Consider the following 21,413-nt stretch of genomic DNA (forward strand, 5'->3'; position numbering starts at 1 on the left):
TAGTTCCCGTTAGTGATTGATGAATGACGTGCCATATTCCATGGCGGGTAAATTGAAATAGGATGCCAGTGATTGGCCAATATCAGCAAAGGATTCTCTTTTGCCTAAGCTTCCGGTTTCTATCTGCTGTCCGTATACCAGCACCGGAATATGCTCACGGGTATGATCGGAACCTGGCCAGGTCGGATCACAACCATGATCCGCGGTAAGAATCAAAATATCGTCTGAACGCATGGCTGCCATTATGTCCGGCAACATTGCATCGAACTGCTCCAGAGCTCTGGCATATCCGTTAGCATCACGACGATGGCCATACAACATGTCAAAATCCACCAGGTTGGTGAATATGATTGAGCCTTTCTCGTTCGTGGGTTGCTGCATTTGTCGCAGAGTTTCCTGGACTAACGCATCCAAACCGTTGGCTTTGAATTTTTTAGTAATCCCCTGATGAGCATAGATATCAGCAATCTTGCCGATGGAAATAACTTCTCCGCCGGAGTTGTGTAAATAATCCAATACGGTGGGAGCAGGTGGTGGCACCGCCAGATCACGGCGATTACCGGTACGTTCAAAATTACCGGCATCCGTACCAATAAAAGGACGCGCAATCACCCGCCCGATATTGTATGGGTCCACCAACTCACGGGCGATTTCACACAACTCATATAAACGGTCAAGACCAAAGGTTTCTTCATGAGCTGCAATCTGGAAAACTGAATCAGCGCTGGTATAACAGATTGGCCGGCCGGTCTTCATATGCTCTTCACCGAGCCGGGCAAGGATTTCTGTACCGGAAGCGTGACAATTTCCCAGAATACCGGGTAATTCTGCCTTTTCGACCAAAGCCTCTAGCAACTCCTGTGGGAATGACGCGTCTTTGTCGGCGAAATAGCCCCATTCGAAAAGTACCGGTACTCCAGCAATTTCCCAGTGTCCTGACGGGGTGTCTTTACCAGAACTCAGCTCTTTCGCATACCCGTAAGCACCGACGATGTCGGCATCAGGATCCAATCCCTGAGGAAAAAAACCGCTACTTTCCTTTGCCGCTTTACCAAGCCCCAAACGACTCAGGTTGGGCAATGTCAGCTTGCCGTTGCGACCACTTTCACATTTTCCCATGGCACATTGCTCAGCAATGTGCAGCAGCGTATTGGCACCTTGATCACCGAATGTTTCGGCATCTTCAGTCGCTCCAATGCCAAAACTGTCCAACACCAGAATAATTGCTCTGCTCATATTCGCACCCGCTAATCAATAATTGTATTAATTCGGTCCACCCGTTCAATACCGCTTTCCTGAGTCAACGTGAGTGCAGCCAGAAATCTTCTTTTCGCATCTTCCCAGCTTGCCTCATCACTGGCCAGAATGGTTACCAGAGGGTCACCAGCGTTAACCGTTGTACCTATTTCCAGAATGTCCGCATAACCTACTGAATGGTCGATCGGATCCTGAGAACGAACCCGCCCCCCGCCCAGAGCGACAACCCCCATACCGACAGCACGGGTATCATAAGCACTGACGACGCCAGCCTGCTCAGCCAGAACGGGTTTTACGACAGCCGCCTGCGGCAAATAATTTTCCCGTTTTTCGATGAAATCCGCCGGTCCGCCCAGCAACGATATCATTCTGGCAAACAGCTCCAGTGCCTTACCAGAAGTTAACGCCTGCTCAGCCTTGGCAAACCCTTCTTCGCGATTTTGCACCAGATTGCCTGCCAACAGCATTTCTGCCGCCAGTGTCATAGTGACCTGTTTTAATCCCTGATTCACATTTTCATTACGCAGAAAATCAATGGTTTCCCGAATCTCAACCGCATTACCTGCTGTCCACGCCAGGGGACTGCTCATATCCGTTAGCACGGCATGAGTTTTCACTCCAGCCTTACGAGCAACGGCAACGATGCTCTCAGCCAGTTCCATGCCCTGACCAATATCGGACATGAACGCACCATTTCCATATTTAACATCCATAACCAGCCCATCAAGGCCTTCTGAGAGCTTCTTCGACAAAATGGACGCAGTAATCAAACGAACTGATTCCACCGTAGCGGTTACATCACGCGTGGCATAGAAACGCTGATCTGCAGGTGCCAGGCGCTGGGTCTGACCGATAATACAAACTCCCAGCTCGGATACACATTTGCGGAACAGGTCATTGTCCGGCTTGGCATTAAAACCTGGAATACTTTCCAGTTTATCCAACGTTCCACCACTGTGACCAAGACCGCGCCCGGTAATCATTGGCACGTAGGCACCACAGGCAGCGACAATCGGGCCTAACATGAGGCTGACCATATCGCCGACACCACCGGTAGAGTGTTTATCCAGTACAGGGCCGGGCAAATCCCACTGCATCGTATCTCCGGAATCCCGCATAGCAAGAGTCAGATTGGCAGTCTCTTCCAGACTCAGACCATTAAAATATACCGCCATAGCAAATGCCGCGATTTGCGCTTCGGTAACGGTGCCATCAGTAATCCCTTGTACAAATGCATCAATATCCGCTTTGACCAGTGCCTGTTGATCGCGTTTCGCGCGAATAAATTCCTGCGGGATAAACATACTAGTAACTTCCACCCTGATTGTTTGTCTGCAAACCCAATGTCTGCAATAAATTATTCAGTAAACTGCTGGCACCAAACCGAAAGTGTCTGGCAGATATCCAGTTTTCTCCCATAATTTCCGCAGCACTGTCTAGATAAATCTTTGCTTCTTCAACAGTTCTGACACCTCCAGCTGCCTTGAACCCGACATCACGCCCAGACGCACGTATACATTCCAGCATGATTCTGGCGGCTTCCGGAGTGGCATTGACACTAACTTTTCCAGTCGATGTCTTAATAAAGTCAGCACCTGCTTCGATACTGATTTCACTGGCTCTACGGATCAACTCAGCCTTTTCCAGCACACCGCTTTCGATAATCACTTTGAGCGCTGCTTGATCTGCGCAAGCCTCACGATGCGCTTTTACCAGTTCGGCACCTATTCCTGCATCACCAGCCATCAGGCTTTGATAAGGGAATACAATATCTATTTCATCCGCGCCATCAGCCACGGCCTGTAGCGTCTCTTGGACTGAAGCTTCAATATTGTTACTACCATGGGGGAAATTCGTGACTGTGGCAATTTTGACGTTACTACCCATCAGTTCCTGCCGTGCTGTTTTGACAAATGCAGGGTACACGCAAACTGCCGCAACATTGCCAGCGGGTGTTCTGGATGCACGGCACAGATGGACAATGACGTCATCTGTATCGTTATCATTCAGAGAGGTTAAATCCATCAAGGAAATAGCAGTTCTCGCTACCTGTTGTATATCACTCATTGTTTGTTCGCCTTCAAATTTGACTATTCAACTGATGCACAGACAGATCTGCTTGACCCATTTGTGCTTCCATCTCTGAAAAACCACGCAAAACCATCTGTTTCAGGCATTTCAGAAGTTTGTCAGAACTTTCCGCCATGAAAACGCTTTTCTACTGCTCATCATTAACCGGAACATTTTGCCGCAACCTCAATAATCCAGCACGGTTTGGCACCGTGATTCTACTGATGGCAACAAGAAAATCGACATCTTTTGACCGCTTGGTCAAAAGTTTAGTCTATTAATCAATCAAACGTTGATATAAACGCCACTATAACCAAGATAAAGGATAACTATAAGAATTATGCAGGGGTAGCAATTGACGGGGAACAAACTACTGAAAAATCGTGAACAGCACCATTTATGCTGTAGATGAAAAGAAGTTGCTGCGGTTATCGCCACCTACTCCGGCAAACGGAGTTCCAGCGCGGGAAACTTCGGCTCAGGCCCCGAAGTATTCCCCTTCTGCAGCTCAGACCACTTGTGAGCTCAACTGATCAATGACAGTGTCCAGAGCCCGATCAATGATCGGCTGATCATCAATCTGCCGGAACTTGCCGTTGGCCATTGCGGTTGCCAAACCATACAGTGAACGGTCTGCCACTTTTTCACCAGTTCTATCGGTGAAAATAAAACGCTCGCCATCACCAAGAACGGTTAACAGGTGGCAACGCAACCATTTACCATCCATCTGCAACAACTCATACCACAACCCCTGCTGCAATGAGCGGGCACGCGCCATAAAATCGACAGACTCCGGCACCACAGGTTCAGGCTCAGGCTCAAAACTGCTGGCAGGTTTGATCTGCACCTGCTTCAGCTCGTGCTGAACTTTCTGAAACTGTTTGGTCGCTTCCGGTTTTGGCGTTTCATGTTTGGAAATCTCCTGCAGATGCAGATCATCAATCATGCTCATCCAACGGGAAATGTCACCACTGTCCAGCTTCAAGGCTGTCAAACCTTTCCGCAACGCCAATAGGATTTTGGGGGTAACCGCAAAAAATCGTTCGCGGGAATGAGTCGTTACACCGGGCTGCAGACTCCAAACCAGTTCTGTCACCACCCGCTTGGCATTGCGCCACTGATCACCCTCGCCATGTCGGGTATATGTGTGGTGCAGCACTTTATACCAATGAATCGATAATAGCTCCTGGATGGCCTCAGGAATCACTGCCACATCCAAAATCTCATTCAAAAACTCACGAGCCCAGTCCCGCTGTTTTTCCTCTTCATAACGCTGCTCTTCTGCAGTCGTCAAACGGGCCTCAAAAATTACCCGTTTATGCTGATATTCATCGAGGAAGTTTTCAAATTTCTGCAATTCTTCATGAAAAATCCTGAGATCATCGTCAAACTCCTTGGTAAGGCGAGTCACAATATCTTCCATATACGCCAGCATGGGATCTTCATCGATTCTTTCATCAGCCTGCCAGCCAACCGCTGATCGAGTCATAATGTTCAGCAATCGACGCGCAACATGTTGGTTGTCATCGAAGAAAGAACGCTCAAGCAATGCCACCTTAATAATAGGGATCTGCATACGTGCCATGAGCTGCTTCATTTGCGGCAACAGGTCCCGCTCTTCGAGAATAAACTCGAACAGCATAGCCACCAGATTAATGATATCGGAATCAATCGGCGACTTCGCACTTTCCAGTACTTGCTGAGTGATACTCTGAGACCACTGTTTTAGCTCAGCGGTTGCCACAGGTATATTTGATGAAGCGGAAACAACATTCTGCTGCAGCTGATTCAGGTTTGGCATCAGGTAGCCCGCCTGAAAGCCAGCCCCACCTGCAACCGGCATGGAATTACTCTGCCAGCCATTCTGCTGGCCACTGTGTTCCATATCCGCACTGTCTTCACCGCGACTTGCAGCCATCAGATTCTGCAGATAATTGGCGTTGATAGCCGGACGACGAGCTCGACTGCGCAAATGACTGATATCAAGATCCGGTAAAATACCCTGATCGCGCAGTTTTTCATTGGCTTCGAAGTACATCTCCGGTAACTGCTTACCTATATGATGGTCATACAGCTTAAATAGAATCAGTTTGACCTTCATATCCCAGTCATCGAAGTCGATCGCGCTAAAGAAACTATCGCCAAATTGATACGGACTCAGAGGGCACTCGCTTTTGCTGTAGGATTTAACCGGCAATACCTGATTTAAGCGTTCACGAAAAGATAACCAGGCATCGCCCGAGGCATCGATTGCTTTGGCAGCCATTGATTCAATCGCAACAGCCCGTTCCATTTGATCGTTATCAACGATACCTAACTCGACAGTACGTTCTTTCAGACCTGCGGCATCATTCAAAACTTTATCCAGGCAATCAGATACCTGTTCACGAACTTTGCTCGTAAACTGGGCATCGATAATCTTGCGGCGAACTCTTAATCCACGCATTGCATCAAAATAGCGCGCTTGCTCGCTTCCGGAACCTGCTTTTTCAGCAATCTCAAACAACAAATCATCTGCATTCTCAAATAAGTCCTTTAGGCAAAGCTGCATTTGCTCCAGTAAATAATCCTGAATCAATTTTGCTGCAGGCGTGATGCGAGCCTCCGGTATCTTATCGAGCTTATGAGCTGTTTTCAGCATGACGATGTTGGTGTCGACATTACTACTCATTGGATACACTCTACGGAATTGGAAATACCATTATATTAGTGCAAATAGGTATTTTTTTTGGATATAAATCATCAAACTGAGAGACACGTCATGCCTTTTAGCAATAATGAACAATCAATCTGATAAAGCATAAATATGACGTTCGAAAACCTAAACATGTGATATTTTTTTGGCACAAATCTAATCTTTGTAACTACGAATTTACAAACCTTTCAGCACCGAATTAATCCGTGATTCAAGTCGATATTTATACTGAAAATAATGAATCGTCTGCGCTCTGCCGAATGGCAGATCGGCTTTGATTTCATCAGCCAGCTCCAGATCGGTTACATAGCAAACCTGTGTTTCATGCAGCTGATTCATCTCTGACAATGCTTTCGCAACGGTTACATAGAACTGCTGCCCAAGCGTCAACGAATCAAACTCCCGCTCTCCCACCAGTACTGTGTAATGAATATTACCGTCATGCTCTTTTCTGACCAATGCCCGGATATTGTAAAAATCCGAATCCGTAATATCCGACTCGGTTCTGCGCCGTATCAGCCTGGCGGTCCGGTCCTGAGTGTTTTCCAGATACTCATAGAAGAATATTTCCTGGACCAGAGGTGCCTCGGAATCCCCATCTGTATTTTTTCGATATTCAATGATTCTTAAAAAACGGTATAACGGCTTAATTAACGTCCTTACATTTAGAAACGGTACTTGATAGGAAAACAGTGAGCCATATTCATCCACCACATAGATTTTCGCTCGCTGCCCAGACAACCGGCGAAAATACACCTGAATCCCCCTAAGATAACTATTGCTCAGTATCATGCGCAACTCGCGATTCTCGGCCAGTGCATATCGGTCCAGCCTTATCGGTGCAAATTCCAGGCGCTCCTGAGTTAACATTTCTATAAATTCCTGCTGGGTATCCACTTGTATTGACGTGAATTTATTGCGATCAAAACTGATCACGCTGATTTTATCTTCATAACCAAATACATAACGACCCGGCACATTCTGGTGATCCAGAAAAAAGTATCGCATGACATCGCGAAAAAGCTGCTGCACGCGATTGGCAATCGCCGCCGGACGAGTCACGCTGAAACATAGCGCTTCAAACTCTGGCATTTGCTTCGAACCACTTGTTGCGATGCTGTTTAATAAAAAAAGCAGGCACTGAACCAACGTATCGTCATGCAAGTCAAAGCGGGACACATGTACTTCGTTCCAACTATTGAGTACAACCAGATCAAGCGTCTGCACCAGGTTTTCCCGCAACGAGCTGAAGTCCAATGAATCCGTTCGGTTACTGATCTTTTGCAGGCCCCGGGCACTCAAATGAGCCATGGGGTCCCGCGCGACATTGACATAAAGAATGGTTTTAACCAGGCAAGACTTGTAAACGAAGGCTTCCTGCGGAACAGCTTTCAACGGTTTATGGAAGTGATAACGGAAACTGTTGATGATCTCTTTCAGCTCATAATCTGTCAGTGTGATGCTGTCATCTTCCAACAACGTGAATACCGGTATATTGATATGCGCATCGAGCAAGCCATTAAAATAACTCCAGATCATGACTTCAATAAGACTGCTTGAATGTTTTAGTGGCTGCGGCGGATGGCTGCCCATCCGGGTTAATTGATTACAGTAAGCTCCCCAAAGTGATTGCTCAGGATGTTCGCTCTGCAACTGATGTACAGTCAGTTTTTCCCGACTCAGATCAGCACTGACGGTAGAATTGATGATTTCAATCTTGCCGGGTTTGCGATCAAACGCTGCTGATAACTTACGGCCAAGTATCAACATTTCCTGTTTTCTGAGTTTACTGGCAGCTTTGATCTTTTGGGCAATCTGAGTCAGGAAGCGATAACTGTGAGTCAATTCAGCAATCAGTACTTTCTGCTCCCGGATAACATCATCTATTCCCCATTGCTCTTTGTTGTCGAGATGGGCGATATGTTCTGCTGTCCATCCCCATTCAATGGCAAGACGATCAATCAGGATCCGACGCCAGCTGGGTGACCTGGATTTACGTGACAGGGAGATACCGATTTTGAAATAAAACGCCCGTCTGACCAGCTCAAGTCGCACCGTCTGTTTACGACTCAGTAGATAACGTTCCAGCCGCCGGTACAACATGACATAAGGGTCAAGCTCATCCAGGTTCAGCTTGAAATCATAAACCGCCTGTTTGAAATCCAGACACAGGCACTGGGCCTTGGGGAAACTGAATGCATAAAGTTCGAGCAGCATCAGTTTCAACAATGATTTATAGGGCGCATCAATGCCTTTGTACAGATGCCACATACCGGCACCGACAAACTCGTCCACAGGAATCCTGGGCACTCCGCCAAAATCGATAATGGCACCGTAATTCAGAAACCCACTGTCGATATTATGCCTGACATGCTGATTGTAGAGATGCTCCTCATAAGGCGGCACCAGCCACCAGGCCGGCTCGGCACCTGCAATCAAGATATGGGAACGATAGAACTCATCGAGTAAAAGATAATGCTGAGTGGATCCGGCATTTTCAGAGGTCAGCCTGCCTTTACTGCCAACCTTGAAGGCATGGGCATCCATGACAAAGAAATGCACCTCCAGATTCATACCCATAGCCCATTCGGAAATCAGTTCGGCCTTTTGCTCCAGCAGATATATTTTTTCCGCCGACAGACCGGCAACATGACATATCCAGATATCCAAATCACTTTGGCTGCTTTGCCCGATCGTTCCGGTCGACCCCATCAGAAAAATACTGGAAATATCACTATTCAACTGATTGGGCTGTTTGTAACGGTAACTGCGGCTAATCTGACCCAGAGATGACAACACTGCACGATCCGGATAGTAAAAGGACACCCCCTTGGGAACATCATCTTCAATCCAGCCAGGCAGCATATGGTGATTGACATGGAACAACATTGGCAGCAGTTCCAGAAACTGCTGCTGGGTATTTTGCATACCGCTGCGCAAGCGCTCCAGCCGACCCTCATTGACGGCACGAAAACGCTTACCCAGCTCTGTCATCGAGGGGTAATCCAGACCACCATCGGCAATTTTCTTTACGATATTGTATGCTTGCATAATCTCAGTATAGGCATTGCTGTTTGGCCGACAGAAAAAAGTGAATGAACGGCGGTATCAACAGCTTTGATATTGATCCGCGTTATGGTTAAACAACCTGAATACATGGAGAATTTGACACCTTGACGGAACTCATGAATATTAGCCCGGTGCCCTTTGAACAGCAGATAAGCCGGCACTGATCAAAAATAAGAGAAAAAGCCCTTACATGACTCACGGTCCCAAATATAAAACCATTCTGGTCGTTGATGATGACCAGGAAATTTGTGAACTTCTGACCCAGTATCTTCAACAAAACGCATTCACCGTTCACACCGCACTGAATGGCGAACAGATGTTCAATCAACTGGCCATCCATCACTACGATTTGATCGTACTGGATGTAATGATGCCTGGCGACGACGGCTTCATCCTATGCAAAAAAATTCGCACAGAGTCGAACATCCCGATCATCATGCTGACCGCAGGATCCGACGAAACTGACCGCATTATTGGCCTGGAACTTGGCGCGGACGATTATATGGTAAAACCATTCAATCCGCGTGAGCTACTGGCACGAATCAAGGCGGTATTACGACGAATGGACGATCAGAATCCCCAGCGTAAAACTCAGAAACGCAGAATTCAATTTGGTCAATGGATTCTGGATGAAGCCAACCGCGAGCTCATTGACCTCGAAGGTACGACCTACCCGCTGAACGGCGCAGATTATAACCTACTGCAACTGTTTCTGAATAAAGCGGGACAGGTGTTGAGCCGCGATGAATTGTCCAACCTGACCCGCGGCCGTGAAAGCAGCCCCTTTGATCGCGCAATCGATGTTCAGATCAGTCGTTTACGGCAACGCCTTGGCGATGATGGTAAATCACCACAACTGATCAAAACCGTTCGCGGAGCAGGTTATATTCTGACATCCCATGTTGAGGTACTGTCCTGAGTCATTATAAAAGCTGGCCTTCAGGGCTGACAGCGACAGAGCAGCAATACTAACCGGTAGCCAGGCACTTACACTGTGAAACTCACACGTTTTTTTTCCAACCTGTTCAACTCCTTGTTCAGTCGCTTGTTTTTGATCCTGTTTCTGGGAGTCATCAGTGCCTTGATGATATCCAATGCTGTCTGGGTCAGGTATTACGAACAGCGACGCCTCCAGGAAGCCGATAGCGCTGCCATAGAACTGGCCAACAGTATGGCTTCAACGGTTTCTTTTTTTGGCACTCTGCCAAGGGATTATCGTCATGTCATTCTAAGCCAGCTCCGTAACATGGGGGGAGCGCGCTTTTTTGTCTCAGTAAATGAACAGCTAATCGATATAAAAGCCATTGAAGCCGATGCTATTGCCAACAGAATCATCCGCGTTTACACCGATACCATGCGCCAGAACCTGGGCCAGAAAGCCAAAAATATCCAGGTAGAATTTGCCCGACCGGAATATCTAAAAGTCTTTAACAACGACATCATGTTCAATGAACTGCCGGAACGTTGGGTACAAAACTCGCTGATTCTGCCCAATCGCCCACCATTGCTGGTAGCTCAAGTGGAGTTCAGCAATGACGAATGGCTTTACCTGGCGGCCTTGCTGCCCGACCCGTATTTTCTGCAACGATCGGTATTGCTGAAACTGGATCAGGTGATTTTTGTCAGTCTGTTGGTATCGATTCTGATGCTGATCTCCTGGTTGCTGGTACGCTGGCTGACCAATCCATTGAACCTGCTGGCCCAGGCAGCCCGTCAACTGGGTAAGGATCCGTTGCACAAAGTTCAGGTTCCGATCTCCGGTACCACTGAGATTCTGGAAACAGCAAGGGCGTTTAATGCCATGCAGGAGCGATTAATGCGCTTTATCGAGGACCGCGAACGATTGTTTTCCGCCATCTCCCATGACCTTAAAACACCGATCACCCGATTACGATTACGCGCGGAAATGCTGGAGCACGATGATGCCCGGGCGAGAATTATCCATGACTTGCTGGAACTGGACGAACTGGTCAAAGGCGCACTGGAGTTCTCCCGCAGCACAGATGTACACGAATCTCTGGAAACCATCGATGTGATGGAGCTGTTGAACGATATTCGTGAGGAAGTGACACTGACCGGTGGAGAGATGGACATACACGGCCATACGGAACGGTTGTTCGAGGGAAAATCCCTGGCCATCAAACGCTGCCTGTCAAACCTGATCCACAATGCTGTTTTTTATGGCAACACTGCCACTGTGACGGTGGAAGACAGTGAAACCCAGCTGTGTATCGTGATCACTGATTCCGGCAGCGGGATTCCTGAAAACCAACTGGAAGCCGTCTTCGAGCCGTATGTCCGGTTGGAAACGTCGCGCAGTCGTAATACCGGCGGTTCTGGGCTGGGTTTGAGCATTGCCCGTAACATTGCTCATGCGCATGGCGGCCGTCTGGAATTACAGAACAATCCGGCAGGAGGACTAACCGTTACAGTCCTCCTGCCGCATCGATAAGCCACCCCCTCAGGTTACATCGGGGCGGCTGTGCTGGCTGCCCGAATCAACTGCACAAACTCACTACGATAACCGTAGGGATCATCACCTCTGTTTTTTAGAGCCAGCTTGATGGCATCCTCAAAGTTCCACTGCTGTAGATAGCGGGGATCCTTCAACAATTGAGCAAAGCCTGCGACACTGGCCGCAAACTTGGCATCGGTCGCAATGTCGTCATTGCTGTTCACTTTGACCGCTTTTTCAATCAGCCGGGAATGATCTTCACCTGGTAGCTTATAACGCAGCTTGATAAACGCCAGCTCATCACTGCCTGAGTCACTGCTTATTGGTGCCGAAGGGGTATAACGCAGATCATCCAGCATAGCCGCTTTGGAGCCGACTGGTGTGATTTCGTAAATAGCGGTCACACTATGACCTGAACCGATGTCGCCGGCATCCACTTTGTCATTATTGAAATCTTCACGGTTCAGCATGCGGGTCTCATAACCGAGCAGCCGGTATTCACGCACCTGCGCCGGATTGAATTCAATTTGCAGCTTCAAATCAGTGGCGATGGGAAACAGGGTGGAACTGGCCTCCTGCACCAACACTTTACGAGCCTCACTCAAGGTATCGATATAGGCCGCAATGCCATTACCATTTTGCGCCAGTGTCTGCATTAGGTCATCGCGGTAGTTACCGCGACCAAAACCCAAAATAGAAAGGTAGATGCCACGATCACGTTTACGCTCAATATAACTCTTAAGCGCCTGGGTACTCTGAAGGCCTACGTTAAAGTCGCCGTCAGTCGCCAGAATAATACGGTTCACACCGTCCTTATCGAAATGCTCTTCAGCCAATTGATAGGCCAGTTCAATACCTTCAGCCCCGGCAGTACTGCCACCTGCACTCAGGTTTTTAAGAGCCTGGTTAATAGCGACTTTCTGGTCTGCCGACGTGGGCGGCAACACAACTCCGGCGGCACCGGCATATACGACGATGGCCACGGTATCATCATCCTGTAGCTGACTTAGCAATAGCTGCATGGATTTTTTCAACAACGGTAGCTTATCAGGCTCATTCATGGAGCCGCTGACATCCAGCAGAAACACCAGATTGGCATGAGGTTTAGCGGTTTCTGGGAGTTCATAACCCTGCACGCCAATATGAATCAACTGGCGACCTTCGGCCCAGGGGGAATCCTGTACATAGGTACTGACACTGAAAGGCTTATTAGGATGTTTGGGCAATGGGTACTGATAATCAAAATAATTCACCATCTCTTCAAGCCGTACCGAATCCTTGTCAGGCAATCGACCATTATTGAGAGAGCGACGAATATAACTGTAGGAAGCTGTATCAACATCAGCTGAAAACGTCGACACCGGTTCAGCACTGACCAGTTTGACTGGATTGATATCGGCATGGGTAAAGGAGTCAGAACTTTCCGGCATCGGCATGCCGATCATATCTACCATCTCGGGTGCGGCCATCGTATAGGCCATCTTTGCGTCCATCTTTTGAAGATTTGCGCCTTCCTCTTGTAGAGAGGCATCAGATTCTTGTTTGGAGGCACAACCGCCCAGCAGCACCATTCCCGAGCACAGAAAACATAGCGCGAACATTGGTAGTTTTTGTTTTTGAAGCATGAAGACTGTCCGTTTCTAAGATAGAGATTCGAACATAAGCTTTTGAGGTGAATAGCGACTGAATAAGCATCCTGAAAATCAGCCATAACGTTCTAAATCATGATTCCGAACGTTCGAATACTGGATTCCGGGCGCTTCAGCAGCCACACCTTCATAAAGTGCCTCCTGACACAGCCAGACTGTGATTACTCCTTCCAATTGATCAAGGAATTATTATGTTAACAAAACAATTAACAGCTATCCGTCTGGTAGGGCTGGCACTGATCAGCTTTATGATGACGGCTTGTGAGTCATACAAACAACAACCTTCCCTGTTACTGCAAACAGAGTCCGGTTATGTCATTCCTGACGGAGCACAGGGTATTGCAATCATCCGGCATCCACGTGAAGCCACGTTATTACAACTGAGAGGAATGGCCGGCACAGGGGACGTCATACTGAAAGACAGTCAGCATGAAAAATGTCTGAAAATACCCATCCGTTTTGCCGCCGGCGATTTTGGTGGCAGAGGCATTGGCACTCATCAGGCCAAACCGGTGTTACTCGAAATCCGTAGTGCCCAAGCTGCAGAAATACTGGCAGACGACAAAGATATCGTCAGTGACCAGTACCGCATCGGCACAGACTCATCTGCTGACATTGTTGTTCTCTCGGGTCTGGCCATGTCTCAGGGATTCGTATTAAACCCCGGACTCTCATTCATGGCCGAAATCTTGGGCGCTCGGCACCAACGTGTTGACTGCACAGTTAACACCTGAACCGGCATCTGATATTGCCGTGACTGCGACTTAACCTGGAACAGAAATCCGCAGCGATGCATGCATACGTTATGTTTTGCGATACTGAGACGGGGTCTGGCCAGTTAAACGACGAAATTCGGTGTTAAAACTCGATTTACTGGAAAAGCCGGATTCCAGCATGATTTCAGTGACAGGAAGATCTGTTTCTCGTAACAGTTGCTGAGCATGCCGGATCCGGTACCCATTTACAAAGCGGGAAAAGTTACTGCCGGCAACACGGTTGGTAGCATGGGTCACCTCGCGCGCAGGCACCCCCAGACGTCGACCCAACCGGGCCACGGTCAGATTGTTATCGCGATATAGCTGTTGCCCCAACATCAGCGCATCCAGTCTGGTCAACAGTTCATGATCTGCAGCCGTCACCGTCTCCGGACTCCCGGTAACCGCTTCACTATGACGACCGACCGCTCCCCGTAATGCCATCGGCAAACCAATCAGCATCGTTACGAACACGAATGCTACTGACAGCCCGGAAATACCACTCAATAATCGCAACACCAGGCCATTATCCGCAACCATACCGACGACCATCACCAGCCCGTCAGTCATGATCATCAGACTCAGTAGCGTCAGAGTAATAATCAACGCAGTTCGTAACAGTTTCAACGCATGAGGCGGAACGTGCACGAAGTCGTCATCCTGTAGCCGCAATAGCAAGGCCATGCGAGACACATAAAAGATCGTCACTGAAACCACTATCAGGTCCACCGAAATCGGCCACCAGATCAGTATGGCCAAATGGGCAATTACGACCAAAAAGACCGTCCGAATAATCATCGCCGTTGGAAGTGCCGCGTTTTCGCGGGTCAGACTGAAGAAACCAAGATAGGCGAACACGGGGATCACCACTGCCACCAACGGCTGAAAATGAGCAACCCCGTCTATCCCCAGAGACAAACGCATTCCCAGCAAGACACCAGATATCGCCAGTGCCACTAAAAAGCCACACAAACAAACGCGTGCGGTGACTGGTACCCGCGGGCTCTGCGCCAGAGCAACCGCAGCAATGACCATCAGTGCCGTTACCAGCCAGCTAACAGGTATAGACAAATTCTCAGGCTCCCAGGAAAACGCAGTGAATGATCAATGCGACTCAGGATGGCTGACGGGTCTGAAACCAGTGTCTGATATCTTCAACCAGTTGTACCAGCATCTCCGCCATGATGGTAAACGAGGCATCAAACTGGCTGGCTTTATCATCTCCAGCATCATTCAAAGCCTGTTCAGTCAATAAATCAGCAAAGCGCAATCGTTTGATCTGCACCTTATGGTTGATTACACAATCGATGCGCTCCTGCCAAGACAAGGCAATCTGCTGTACCAGGGCTCCTTCTGACAAATGCATCTGCAACTCATCGGATTCCAGTTCAAGATTTTTCAGACGAACCTTGATATCCGGATTATGGCTGTAACTCAATTCCAGGTCAGGCAGCAGTAACACCTGTTCAGGCGCACTTTCCGGATTTTCCAGCCAACTGGTCAGAACCGGGGCCGGCTGACAATCAGACGACAGCATTTTCACCGGCAAAGAACCTAAAGAATCACGCATGAATGCTGTCACTTCATCGGACCGTTTATCCGATGCCACATTCACGATCAGCAGTTTCTTCACCGGGTTCAGAAACACATAGTTCAGGGTACTGCGCAGGAACGCCTGTGGCAGCAGCTCAAAAATGACTTCATCTTTGAGCGTCTGACGTTCTTTGGAGCCCACACGGCGGTCTTCATTCAACTGAATGGCTTCAACCTTCTCAGCCAGAACCTCATTCACAACAGCGCCTGGCAACAACCGCTCCTGTCGTTTCACGCACAGCAGATAGTTATTGCCGCTGCGGTGGATCAGAGCATCAGTATCCGGAATCGCTGGAACCCAGCCGAGACTGACTGTCTGCTGTTTCTGACAGGGCCCGAACAAATATTGCTGCAGCTGCTCCTCCGCCGTTGTTTCATCGAATTCAAAGGAGTCTGACAAGGTATATACCTGAGCATTTTTAAACCAAAGCATGAACTACGCCTAACAAAAACAGAGAGGCCGGCAAGGTTAGCAGCGGTCATCAAAATATCAACCGCCACACGACTAACATTGTCAGTATCGTTACTGGTGTCAGTAGAGCCAGCGCTGAATATCATCAAAATTGAGACAGATAAGCTGCTGGGCTTCCGGACGAAGTTCGATCATCTTGGTTTTGATTTGCAGATCATCAATGGTGTATTTCACCAATGCCGCCCGGACAGTCAGGGTCAAGCAACCATTCTGCATACCGTAGTCACTCTCAACCACCTGTTTTTGCCCGGCGCTTAATCGGGAATCCGGCGCAACGATAATATCCACCCAGGCATTCCAGTCTTCATCATGTGCTTCACCATATACCGCTGGACCTTCAACCTGTGGTTCACCTTTAAAACGACTCAAGACAAAATCGAGAAAACGCTGTCTTTTCTCACACCACGCCCGCACATGCCAGCGGGTTGCGGTTTTCACCAGACTATGAGGCGAAATGATCCTGCCCTCCGGATCATTACTGCTAATGGAGAGATAATCAATTTCCAATCGCTGTTTTTCACGCATTGCTGGTATCAGTTTGCGAGTAATCAGTGGCGATACATAACGCCGTGGTGGTTTTAACTGGGTAATGCCGAATGGTGTTTCAGGATGGCTCGGAAAAGTCCGGTTGGTTAACCAGTCAAAATACTCATCGACAGATTGATCGATATATTGTGGTTTGAAATCCGGCGTGGCGACATAGGCCTTATCGTGCGTATCGTATTCCAGGTTTTCAGGGTTTTCGATACGATATTGTTTAAGCAGATTACTACTGGTCTGACGGCTAAGGCCAAATTGGTGCTGAATTGGAAGAGTATTTACTTTCCCTTCCCAATAGGCCAGTAATTCGATGAACCAAAATCTGGCATAATTCATAGAGACATCCTTTTAACAAATAGAAACGTCCATGGAAGCGAAAATAATCAATTGTCTGTTGGACAGCAATACCGAGACCTTCATCCATTAGTACGGCATTTATGACGCTTGTAGCATTCGGACAGTGACACATGCCTTCACTCATTTATTAACACAACAACCAAACTACAATCAAAATTATTTCCATCATAACAAAAAACAAATATTCCAGACTGTCTGTTTTACAGGATGCACAACGGAAACTCAAACACCCCATCAGGTCAGCCGGGTTTCTTTTATGCCGCAACGCTTACATTGCATCACAGTGACAAGTTTGCCACTTTTGACATCAAACTGTTTTTTCTGCCAGATTTCCCATTTGTGAAAACCGTTTTTGCACAAGGTTTTACCCTGTGCTTTTTGCTTCAATGATGGCTTTTTAAAGGCAATTACATTACTCATGAGCACCATCAACTTCAGGATTACGACCCAATTCACGTCGCCAGCCAAGTCTTTTCTCAACTGAGGTGATAATCATACCGGCAATATCCTTACCGGTGGCAGACTCAACCCCCTCCAGTCCGGGAGAGGAATTGACTTCCAGTAATAACGGCCCCTTGGATGAGCGGATTATATCGACCCCGGCAACTGACAGTCCCAATGTTTTCGCAGCTTTGATTGCCAAGCGTTTTTCCTCAGGCGTGATTTTGGCAACAGAAGCGCTACCACCCTGATGTAAATTCGCACGAAATTCTCCGGGTGCTGCCTTACGTTCAATCGATGCCACAACTTTACCGTCAATCACGAAACAACGTAGATCCTTACCCTCCGCCTCTTTGACAAACTCCTGAACCAACAAGTTTGCATGCAAAGACTTAAAGGCATTTATGACACTCTCTCCAGCCTTACGGGTTTCCGCTAAAAAGACACCACGCCCCTGAGCCCCTTCCAACAATTTGACCACTAATGGAGCACCCCCCACCATATCGATGAGATCACTGGTATCCATAGGTGAATTGGCAAACCCGGTGGTCGGAATATCGATGCCACTTTTCAACAGCAGTTGCAGGGAATAAAGTTTATCCCGTGACTGGGCAATCGCAGTGGAGCTATTGATGGTTGCAATATTCATACTCTCAAACTGGCGGGTCAGAGCGCAGCCATAAAACGTCATACTCGGTTTGATACGAGTCAGCACTGCATCAAACTCACTGATGTTAGTACCACCACGATAATGCACTTCAGGATTGGTGGCATCGATGCGCATATAACAGTAGCGCATATTCAGAAACGTCATGTCATGACCGCGCTCTTCGCCGGCTTCGATCAGTCGTTGGTTGCTGTAAAGGTCCGGGTTACTGGCCAACAAAGCTATTTTCAGGCCACTCTGATTGGACTCAGGAGTGCCGTAATAACCAATCAAATCGGCTTCAGTAAAATTCCCCAAATTGAGCCTGGCCTCCGGATCCACCAGCATACGGCCATTCATGGCTTCACGCCCCAACAGCATGCGATAACCCATGGAATCCCGATTGGCCAGAGTCAACTCGATCTCCCATTCGTTACCACCGATCGACAACAGGGTTTTAATCACATAACGGCGCTCGCTGTCGCCACTGGAGGACTTGACCACCCGACGGTCCATGACAGGCGCTTCACAACGCACCACTGTGCGACGGTCTTTCTGGAGCGGGTGTACTTCAAAGCTGACCCAGGTGGTACCGGCACGCTTAAACGAAGTAATATTGAATGCGTGGATGGACGAGGTCTTTGCTCCGGAATCCACCCGCGCCTTAATTGCAGGGATGCCCAAACTGGAAAAACAACACCACTCTTCACTGCCTACAATTAATTTATTCTCAGGCATTTACAGGCTCCAAACATAAATAGTCATCAGCGACGGCAATATTATTCCAGTCGCATATCATCAATAAAAAGATCACCCGGCGGTTGTTGCCAGATAAACAGATTTATCCGAGTGATGTTGGCCATATCCATAGACCGCGTATGTGGAGCCTGTTCAATGGACTCCAGATCTATCGTCACCGTATTCCATCCCGGATCAAGTATCACTGAACGTTCATAACGATCTGTGAGGTCACGATGATAGCGGATATTATCCAGGTCAGAGATTGCCACATACAAGCGAAATTGAGTGGCTGCTGGATTATAGGCATGAAAAACAAAGTGCTGGTATCCCCGCCAATCGTGCGCAAACCGATAAACCATTAACCCCTTATGCAGATCCGCATCGAAATGTACCCTGGCACTGTAATCTCCCCGATAGGCTTGTTCACGGGTCAGCTGCCGGATACCGTACATCTGATCCAGATCGGCGTCATGCTCCACCGCAACGAGAACCGGCAAACTGTGCTGGATCCGCTGTTCTTCCTCCCAGACCTGCCAGGCCGGTACCACTTCATAAAGCAACGCCAGCAGCAATGGAATACCGAATACCCAGCGCCGCAACGGATGTTCAAAGCGACAAAGGAGAAAGAGGACTAACCATACCCCCATGAGATCACGCCGGACATCCCCCAGATCAGAATCACGTCCAAACCCTCCCTGAAGCCATTCAATCCCGCCACCGATCACCAGGGCCACAAGACTCATCCACAACAACAACGACATAGGCTTGAGTCGCCGGACCGGCTTAATGGTGGTCAAAACAAAAAATGTCAGCAGGCCAAAAAAAACAAAATGACCACCGTCACGCAACATCTTCAACAAAGGATAAGGCAAACTGTAAATGCCACCGATGAAGAAAAACGGACACAGCGCCAGGATCAACAGCAGCACCAAAATACGATAACGCAGAGGAACATCAATAAAGCGCATGAATAACCATCAGATACAAACATGAAACAGATAAGTGACCCACTCAATCCCTGAATAGTTAGAAAGAAGGAGTTAGCTACCACCTATTCTTACATAGAATGCCAACTAAACGTATCCAGGTAATGAATTCGGAACTTTGATTCACTTGTCCGAATGGCTTGCATCCGGACTTTTCTGTCCGGAACAAACAATGATGACCAATACTCCTTCCCCCAATACGGGTAGTTTTCTTTCTCATATTCATGCCTTCAGAGGCTTTGCCATCATTAACGTCGTCGGGGCACATTCCTGGTCCACGCTGATGTATCTGATCTGGGGATCAGATATCCTCAAACATATGAATCTACTCTACGCCACAACCAAAATGGCATTTCATGGTTCCACACTCTACTTTGCTTTTATTTCAGGTTTGTTGTTCAGCAAAGTCTTAAAAAACAAAGGCTGGAAATCATTTTTCAAAAACAAACTCATGAATGTCATGGCGCCTTATTTCGTCTTAAGTTTATTTTTTCTTACCACATTCTGGAGCTGGTATCTGCAAAGCGCAGCAGACAAAGGGCGACCTACAGAATTTATTCCTGCTCTTCTTGATGGCCTTTTTTTTGGCCGGGTTTTACCGCATTTCTGGTATATTCCAGTACTGCTTGTTATTTTTTTATTAACCCCACTATTTCAATACCTACTACATCAGCCTCGTTGCAAATGGATCATTTTTGCCCTTATCGTGGCACCTTTGATCATCTCCAGAACCACTATCCCTGCATTTTTAAGCCTGCAGACGCTGATTTATTTTTCCGGCGCTTACATATTTGGCATGTGGGTCGGGAAGGATTACAACCAAACACTGGCAGTCATCAGTCGTTATCGTGCCTGGTTATGGTGCATCGCAATTGCCGGCTCGCTGGCATTGACACTGCTGGTTCTGCAGCATTATGAGTCCAATAACCTGACTGCCTGGGATCAGACTCTTGTCTATCTGCAAAAGACGGCACTGATCTGCCTGATTCTGCATTACTTTTCCAAACACGAAGCCGTATTACCAGGATTTCTGAACCTGCTGGGGACATACGCATTCGCCATATATTTTCTGCATCTGGCATTCACCTACCTTGTTGCCAGAGGACTTGCCAAACTGATGTCTCAGCATCAGGATTGGTTGACACTGGCCTTAAGCGGATTACTGGTACTGACAGCCAGCATTGCGTTGAGCATTGCTATCAGCAAAATTGTTCGCTTGTTGCTAGGCCGCCGTTCGAGGATATTGATCGGTGTTTAGAGTATTTTTTCCATACATACAGAAACATTACTGCTCCGGTATTTACCATAGGGTTCACAATGACGATAACCCATCTTGTGATAAAAACTGATTGCTTTGTGATTGACCTGTCGGGTGGCCAGTATCAACTTCTGATAACCATCCTGAAGAGCTGCCTGTTCAACTGATACCAGTAACGCCCGGCCACCGCCGGAAATCCTGGAATACATACGTTTTAACTCGGCTATCCCTGGCGCATGGGGGCGCACCACGCAGCACCCTACAGCCTGCTCTTGAGTTTTTAGCAAATACCCTTGTTGCGCCAGATCTTCGGCCACAAATGAACCTCGACCATCATCTCCGGTCAATCGTTGCAATGTCTGTGACAACTCATCCATCAATATCCGCAACTCTGGGTGATTCGGAGGACAACTTTCCACACGGAACATG

Annotated in this window: 17 protein-coding genes and 1 pseudogene; 4 read left to right on the plus strand and 14 right to left on the minus strand. The window is 48.0% G+C overall.

Annotated features, from left to right (window positions below):
- Positions 1-9: 9 nt before the first annotated feature.
- The 5 genes from ACQY6I_RS10390 to ACQY6I_RS10410 form a co-directional block, all read right to left on the minus strand.
- Positions 10-1,236 (minus strand): phosphopentomutase, encoded by a 1,227-nt coding sequence (locus ACQY6I_RS10390; RefSeq protein WP_428241421.1) that lies wholly within the window; start codon positions 1,234-1,236, stop codon positions 10-12.
- Between the two features lie 11 nt (positions 1,237-1,247).
- Positions 1,248-2,561 (minus strand): thymidine phosphorylase, encoded by a 1,314-nt coding sequence (gene deoA, locus ACQY6I_RS10395; RefSeq protein ID WP_428241422.1) that lies wholly within the window; start codon positions 2,559-2,561, stop codon positions 1,248-1,250.
- Position 2,562: 1 nt separating this feature from the next.
- Positions 2,563-3,324 (minus strand): deoxyribose-phosphate aldolase, encoded by a 762-nt coding sequence (gene deoC, locus ACQY6I_RS10400; protein WP_428241423.1) that lies wholly within the window; start codon positions 3,322-3,324, stop codon positions 2,563-2,565.
- Between the two features lie 511 nt (positions 3,325-3,835).
- Positions 3,836-5,998 (minus strand): DUF1631 family protein, encoded by a 2,163-nt coding sequence (locus ACQY6I_RS10405; RefSeq protein ID WP_428241424.1) that lies wholly within the window; start codon positions 5,996-5,998, stop codon positions 3,836-3,838.
- Positions 5,999-6,199: 201 nt separating this feature from the next.
- The gene (locus ACQY6I_RS10410; protein WP_428241425.1) at positions 6,200-9,073 is read right to left on the minus strand and encodes a class I adenylate cyclase; all 2,874 of its coding nucleotides are present in this window, start codon (positions 9,071-9,073) and stop codon (positions 6,200-6,202) included.
- A gap of 208 nt (positions 9,074-9,281) precedes the next feature.
- Here ACQY6I_RS10410 and ACQY6I_RS10415 point away from each other — a divergent pair, with 208 nt between their 5' ends.
- Together ACQY6I_RS10415 and ACQY6I_RS10420 are read left to right on the plus strand one after the other, a co-directional pair.
- Entirely contained in the window at positions 9,282-10,010 is a 729-nt protein-coding gene (locus ACQY6I_RS10415; RefSeq protein ID WP_428241426.1) for a response regulator, read from the plus strand.
- A gap of 75 nt (positions 10,011-10,085) precedes the next feature.
- On the plus strand, positions 10,086-11,543 hold the full coding sequence (locus tag ACQY6I_RS10420; protein ID WP_428241427.1) for an ATP-binding protein: 1,458 nt from the start codon (positions 10,086-10,088) through the stop codon (positions 11,541-11,543).
- Positions 11,544-11,557: 14 nt separating this feature from the next.
- Here ACQY6I_RS10420 and ACQY6I_RS10425 read toward each other — a convergent pair whose 3' ends face one another.
- Positions 11,558-13,171, minus strand: coding sequence for a vWA domain-containing protein (locus tag ACQY6I_RS10425; protein WP_428241428.1), 1,614 nt, complete (start codon positions 13,169-13,171; stop codon positions 11,558-11,560).
- A gap of 215 nt (positions 13,172-13,386) precedes the next feature.
- On the opposite strand from ACQY6I_RS10425, the gene ACQY6I_RS10430 reads away from it, so the two are divergent.
- A complete protein-coding gene (locus ACQY6I_RS10430) occupies positions 13,387-13,929 on the plus strand; it encodes a hypothetical protein (RefSeq protein WP_428241429.1) in 543 nt (180 codons plus the stop codon).
- 69 nt (positions 13,930-13,998) lie between these two features.
- On the opposite strand, the gene ACQY6I_RS10435 is transcribed toward ACQY6I_RS10430, so the two are convergent.
- The 7 genes and pseudogenes from ACQY6I_RS10435 to ACQY6I_RS10465 all read right to left on the minus strand — a co-directional run bounded on the left by ACQY6I_RS10435 (position 13,999) and on the right by ACQY6I_RS10465 (position 19,708).
- Positions 13,999-15,021, minus strand: coding sequence for a helix-turn-helix domain-containing protein (locus tag ACQY6I_RS10435; protein WP_428241430.1), 1,023 nt, complete (start codon positions 15,019-15,021; stop codon positions 13,999-14,001).
- A gap of 43 nt (positions 15,022-15,064) precedes the next feature.
- The gene (locus ACQY6I_RS10440; protein ID WP_428241431.1) at positions 15,065-15,976 is read right to left on the minus strand and encodes a recombination-associated protein RdgC; all 912 of its coding nucleotides are present in this window, start codon (positions 15,974-15,976) and stop codon (positions 15,065-15,067) included.
- Positions 15,977-16,075: 99 nt separating this feature from the next.
- A complete protein-coding gene (locus ACQY6I_RS10445; protein WP_428241432.1) occupies positions 16,076-16,891 on the minus strand; it encodes a WYL domain-containing protein in 816 nt (271 codons plus the stop codon).
- Positions 16,892-17,146: 255 nt separating this feature from the next.
- Positions 17,147-17,332: a hypothetical protein gene (locus ACQY6I_RS10450; protein ID WP_428241433.1), complete on the minus strand. Its 186-nt coding sequence runs from the start codon at positions 17,330-17,332 to the stop codon at positions 17,147-17,149.
- Entirely contained in the window at positions 17,325-18,251 is a 927-nt protein-coding gene (gene rimK, locus ACQY6I_RS10455; RefSeq protein WP_428241552.1) for a 30S ribosomal protein S6--L-glutamate ligase, read from the minus strand. Before rimK ends, ACQY6I_RS10450 begins: the two co-directional genes overlap by 8 nt.
- An 87-nt stretch (positions 18,252-18,338) precedes the next feature.
- Positions 18,339-18,737 (minus strand): annotated as a pseudogene (locus tag ACQY6I_RS10460) (ATP-dependent zinc protease family protein); the annotation flags it as partial.
- 41 nt (positions 18,738-18,778) lie between these two features.
- Positions 18,779-19,708, minus strand: coding sequence for a VanZ family protein (locus ACQY6I_RS10465; protein ID WP_428241434.1), 930 nt, complete (start codon positions 19,706-19,708; stop codon positions 18,779-18,781).
- A 190-nt stretch (positions 19,709-19,898) separates the two neighbouring features.
- Here ACQY6I_RS10465 and ACQY6I_RS10470 point away from each other — a divergent pair, with 190 nt between their 5' ends.
- Complete coding sequence (locus tag ACQY6I_RS10470; protein WP_428241435.1) at positions 19,899-20,984, plus strand: acyltransferase family protein; 1,086 nt, start codon at positions 19,899-19,901, stop codon at positions 20,982-20,984.
- On the opposite strand, the gene ACQY6I_RS10475 is transcribed toward ACQY6I_RS10470, so the two are convergent.
- Positions 20,981-21,412 (minus strand): GNAT family N-acetyltransferase, encoded by a 432-nt coding sequence (locus tag ACQY6I_RS10475; RefSeq protein WP_428241436.1) that lies wholly within the window; start codon positions 21,410-21,412, stop codon positions 20,981-20,983. The two genes, ACQY6I_RS10470 and ACQY6I_RS10475, sit on opposite strands and share 4 nt — an antisense overlap.
- Position 21,413: the final 1 nt, after the last annotated feature.

The sequence above is a fragment of the Gynuella sp. genome, from assembly GCF_050297175.1.
GTDB lineage: Bacteria > Pseudomonadota > Gammaproteobacteria > Pseudomonadales > Natronospirillaceae > Gynuella.

Coding starts and splice junctions, on each gene's coding strand:
- ACQY6I_RS10390 (WP_428241421.1), bottom strand. CDS start 1,236: ATGAGCAGAGCAATTATTCTGGTGTTGGACAGTTTTGGCATTGGAGCG.
- deoA (WP_428241422.1), bottom strand. CDS start 2,561: ATGTTTATCCCGCAGGAATTTATTCGCGCGAAACGCGATCAACAGGCA.
- deoC (WP_428241423.1), bottom strand. CDS start 3,324: ATGAGTGATATACAACAGGTAGCGAGAACTGCTATTTCCTTGATGGAT.
- ACQY6I_RS10405 (WP_428241424.1), bottom strand. CDS start 5,998: ATGAGTAGTAATGTCGACACCAACATCGTCATGCTGAAAACAGCTCAT.
- ACQY6I_RS10410 (WP_428241425.1), bottom strand. CDS start 9,073: ATGCAAGCATACAATATCGTAAAGAAAATTGCCGATGGTGGTCTGGAT.
- ACQY6I_RS10415 (WP_428241426.1), top strand. CDS start 9,282: ATGACTCACGGTCCCAAATATAAAACCATTCTGGTCGTTGATGATGAC.
- ACQY6I_RS10425 (WP_428241428.1), bottom strand. CDS start 13,171: ATGCTTCAAAAACAAAAACTACCAATGTTCGCGCTATGTTTTCTGTGC.
- ACQY6I_RS10430 (WP_428241429.1), top strand. CDS start 13,387: ATGTTAACAAAACAATTAACAGCTATCCGTCTGGTAGGGCTGGCACTG.
- ACQY6I_RS10440 (WP_428241431.1), bottom strand. CDS start 15,976: ATGCTTTGGTTTAAAAATGCTCAGGTATATACCTTGTCAGACTCCTTT.
- ACQY6I_RS10445 (WP_428241432.1), bottom strand. CDS start 16,891: ATGAATTATGCCAGATTTTGGTTCATCGAATTACTGGCCTATTGGGAA.
- ACQY6I_RS10450 (WP_428241433.1), bottom strand. CDS start 17,332: ATGAGTAATGTAATTGCCTTTAAAAAGCCATCATTGAAGCAAAAAGCA.
- ACQY6I_RS10465 (WP_428241434.1), bottom strand. CDS start 19,708: ATGCGCTTTATTGATGTTCCTCTGCGTTATCGTATTTTGGTGCTGCTG.
- ACQY6I_RS10470 (WP_428241435.1), top strand. CDS start 19,899: ATGATGACCAATACTCCTTCCCCCAATACGGGTAGTTTTCTTTCTCAT.
- ACQY6I_RS10475 (WP_428241436.1), bottom strand. CDS start 21,412: ATGTTCCGTGTGGAAAGTTGTCCTCCGAATCACCCAGAGTTGCGGATA.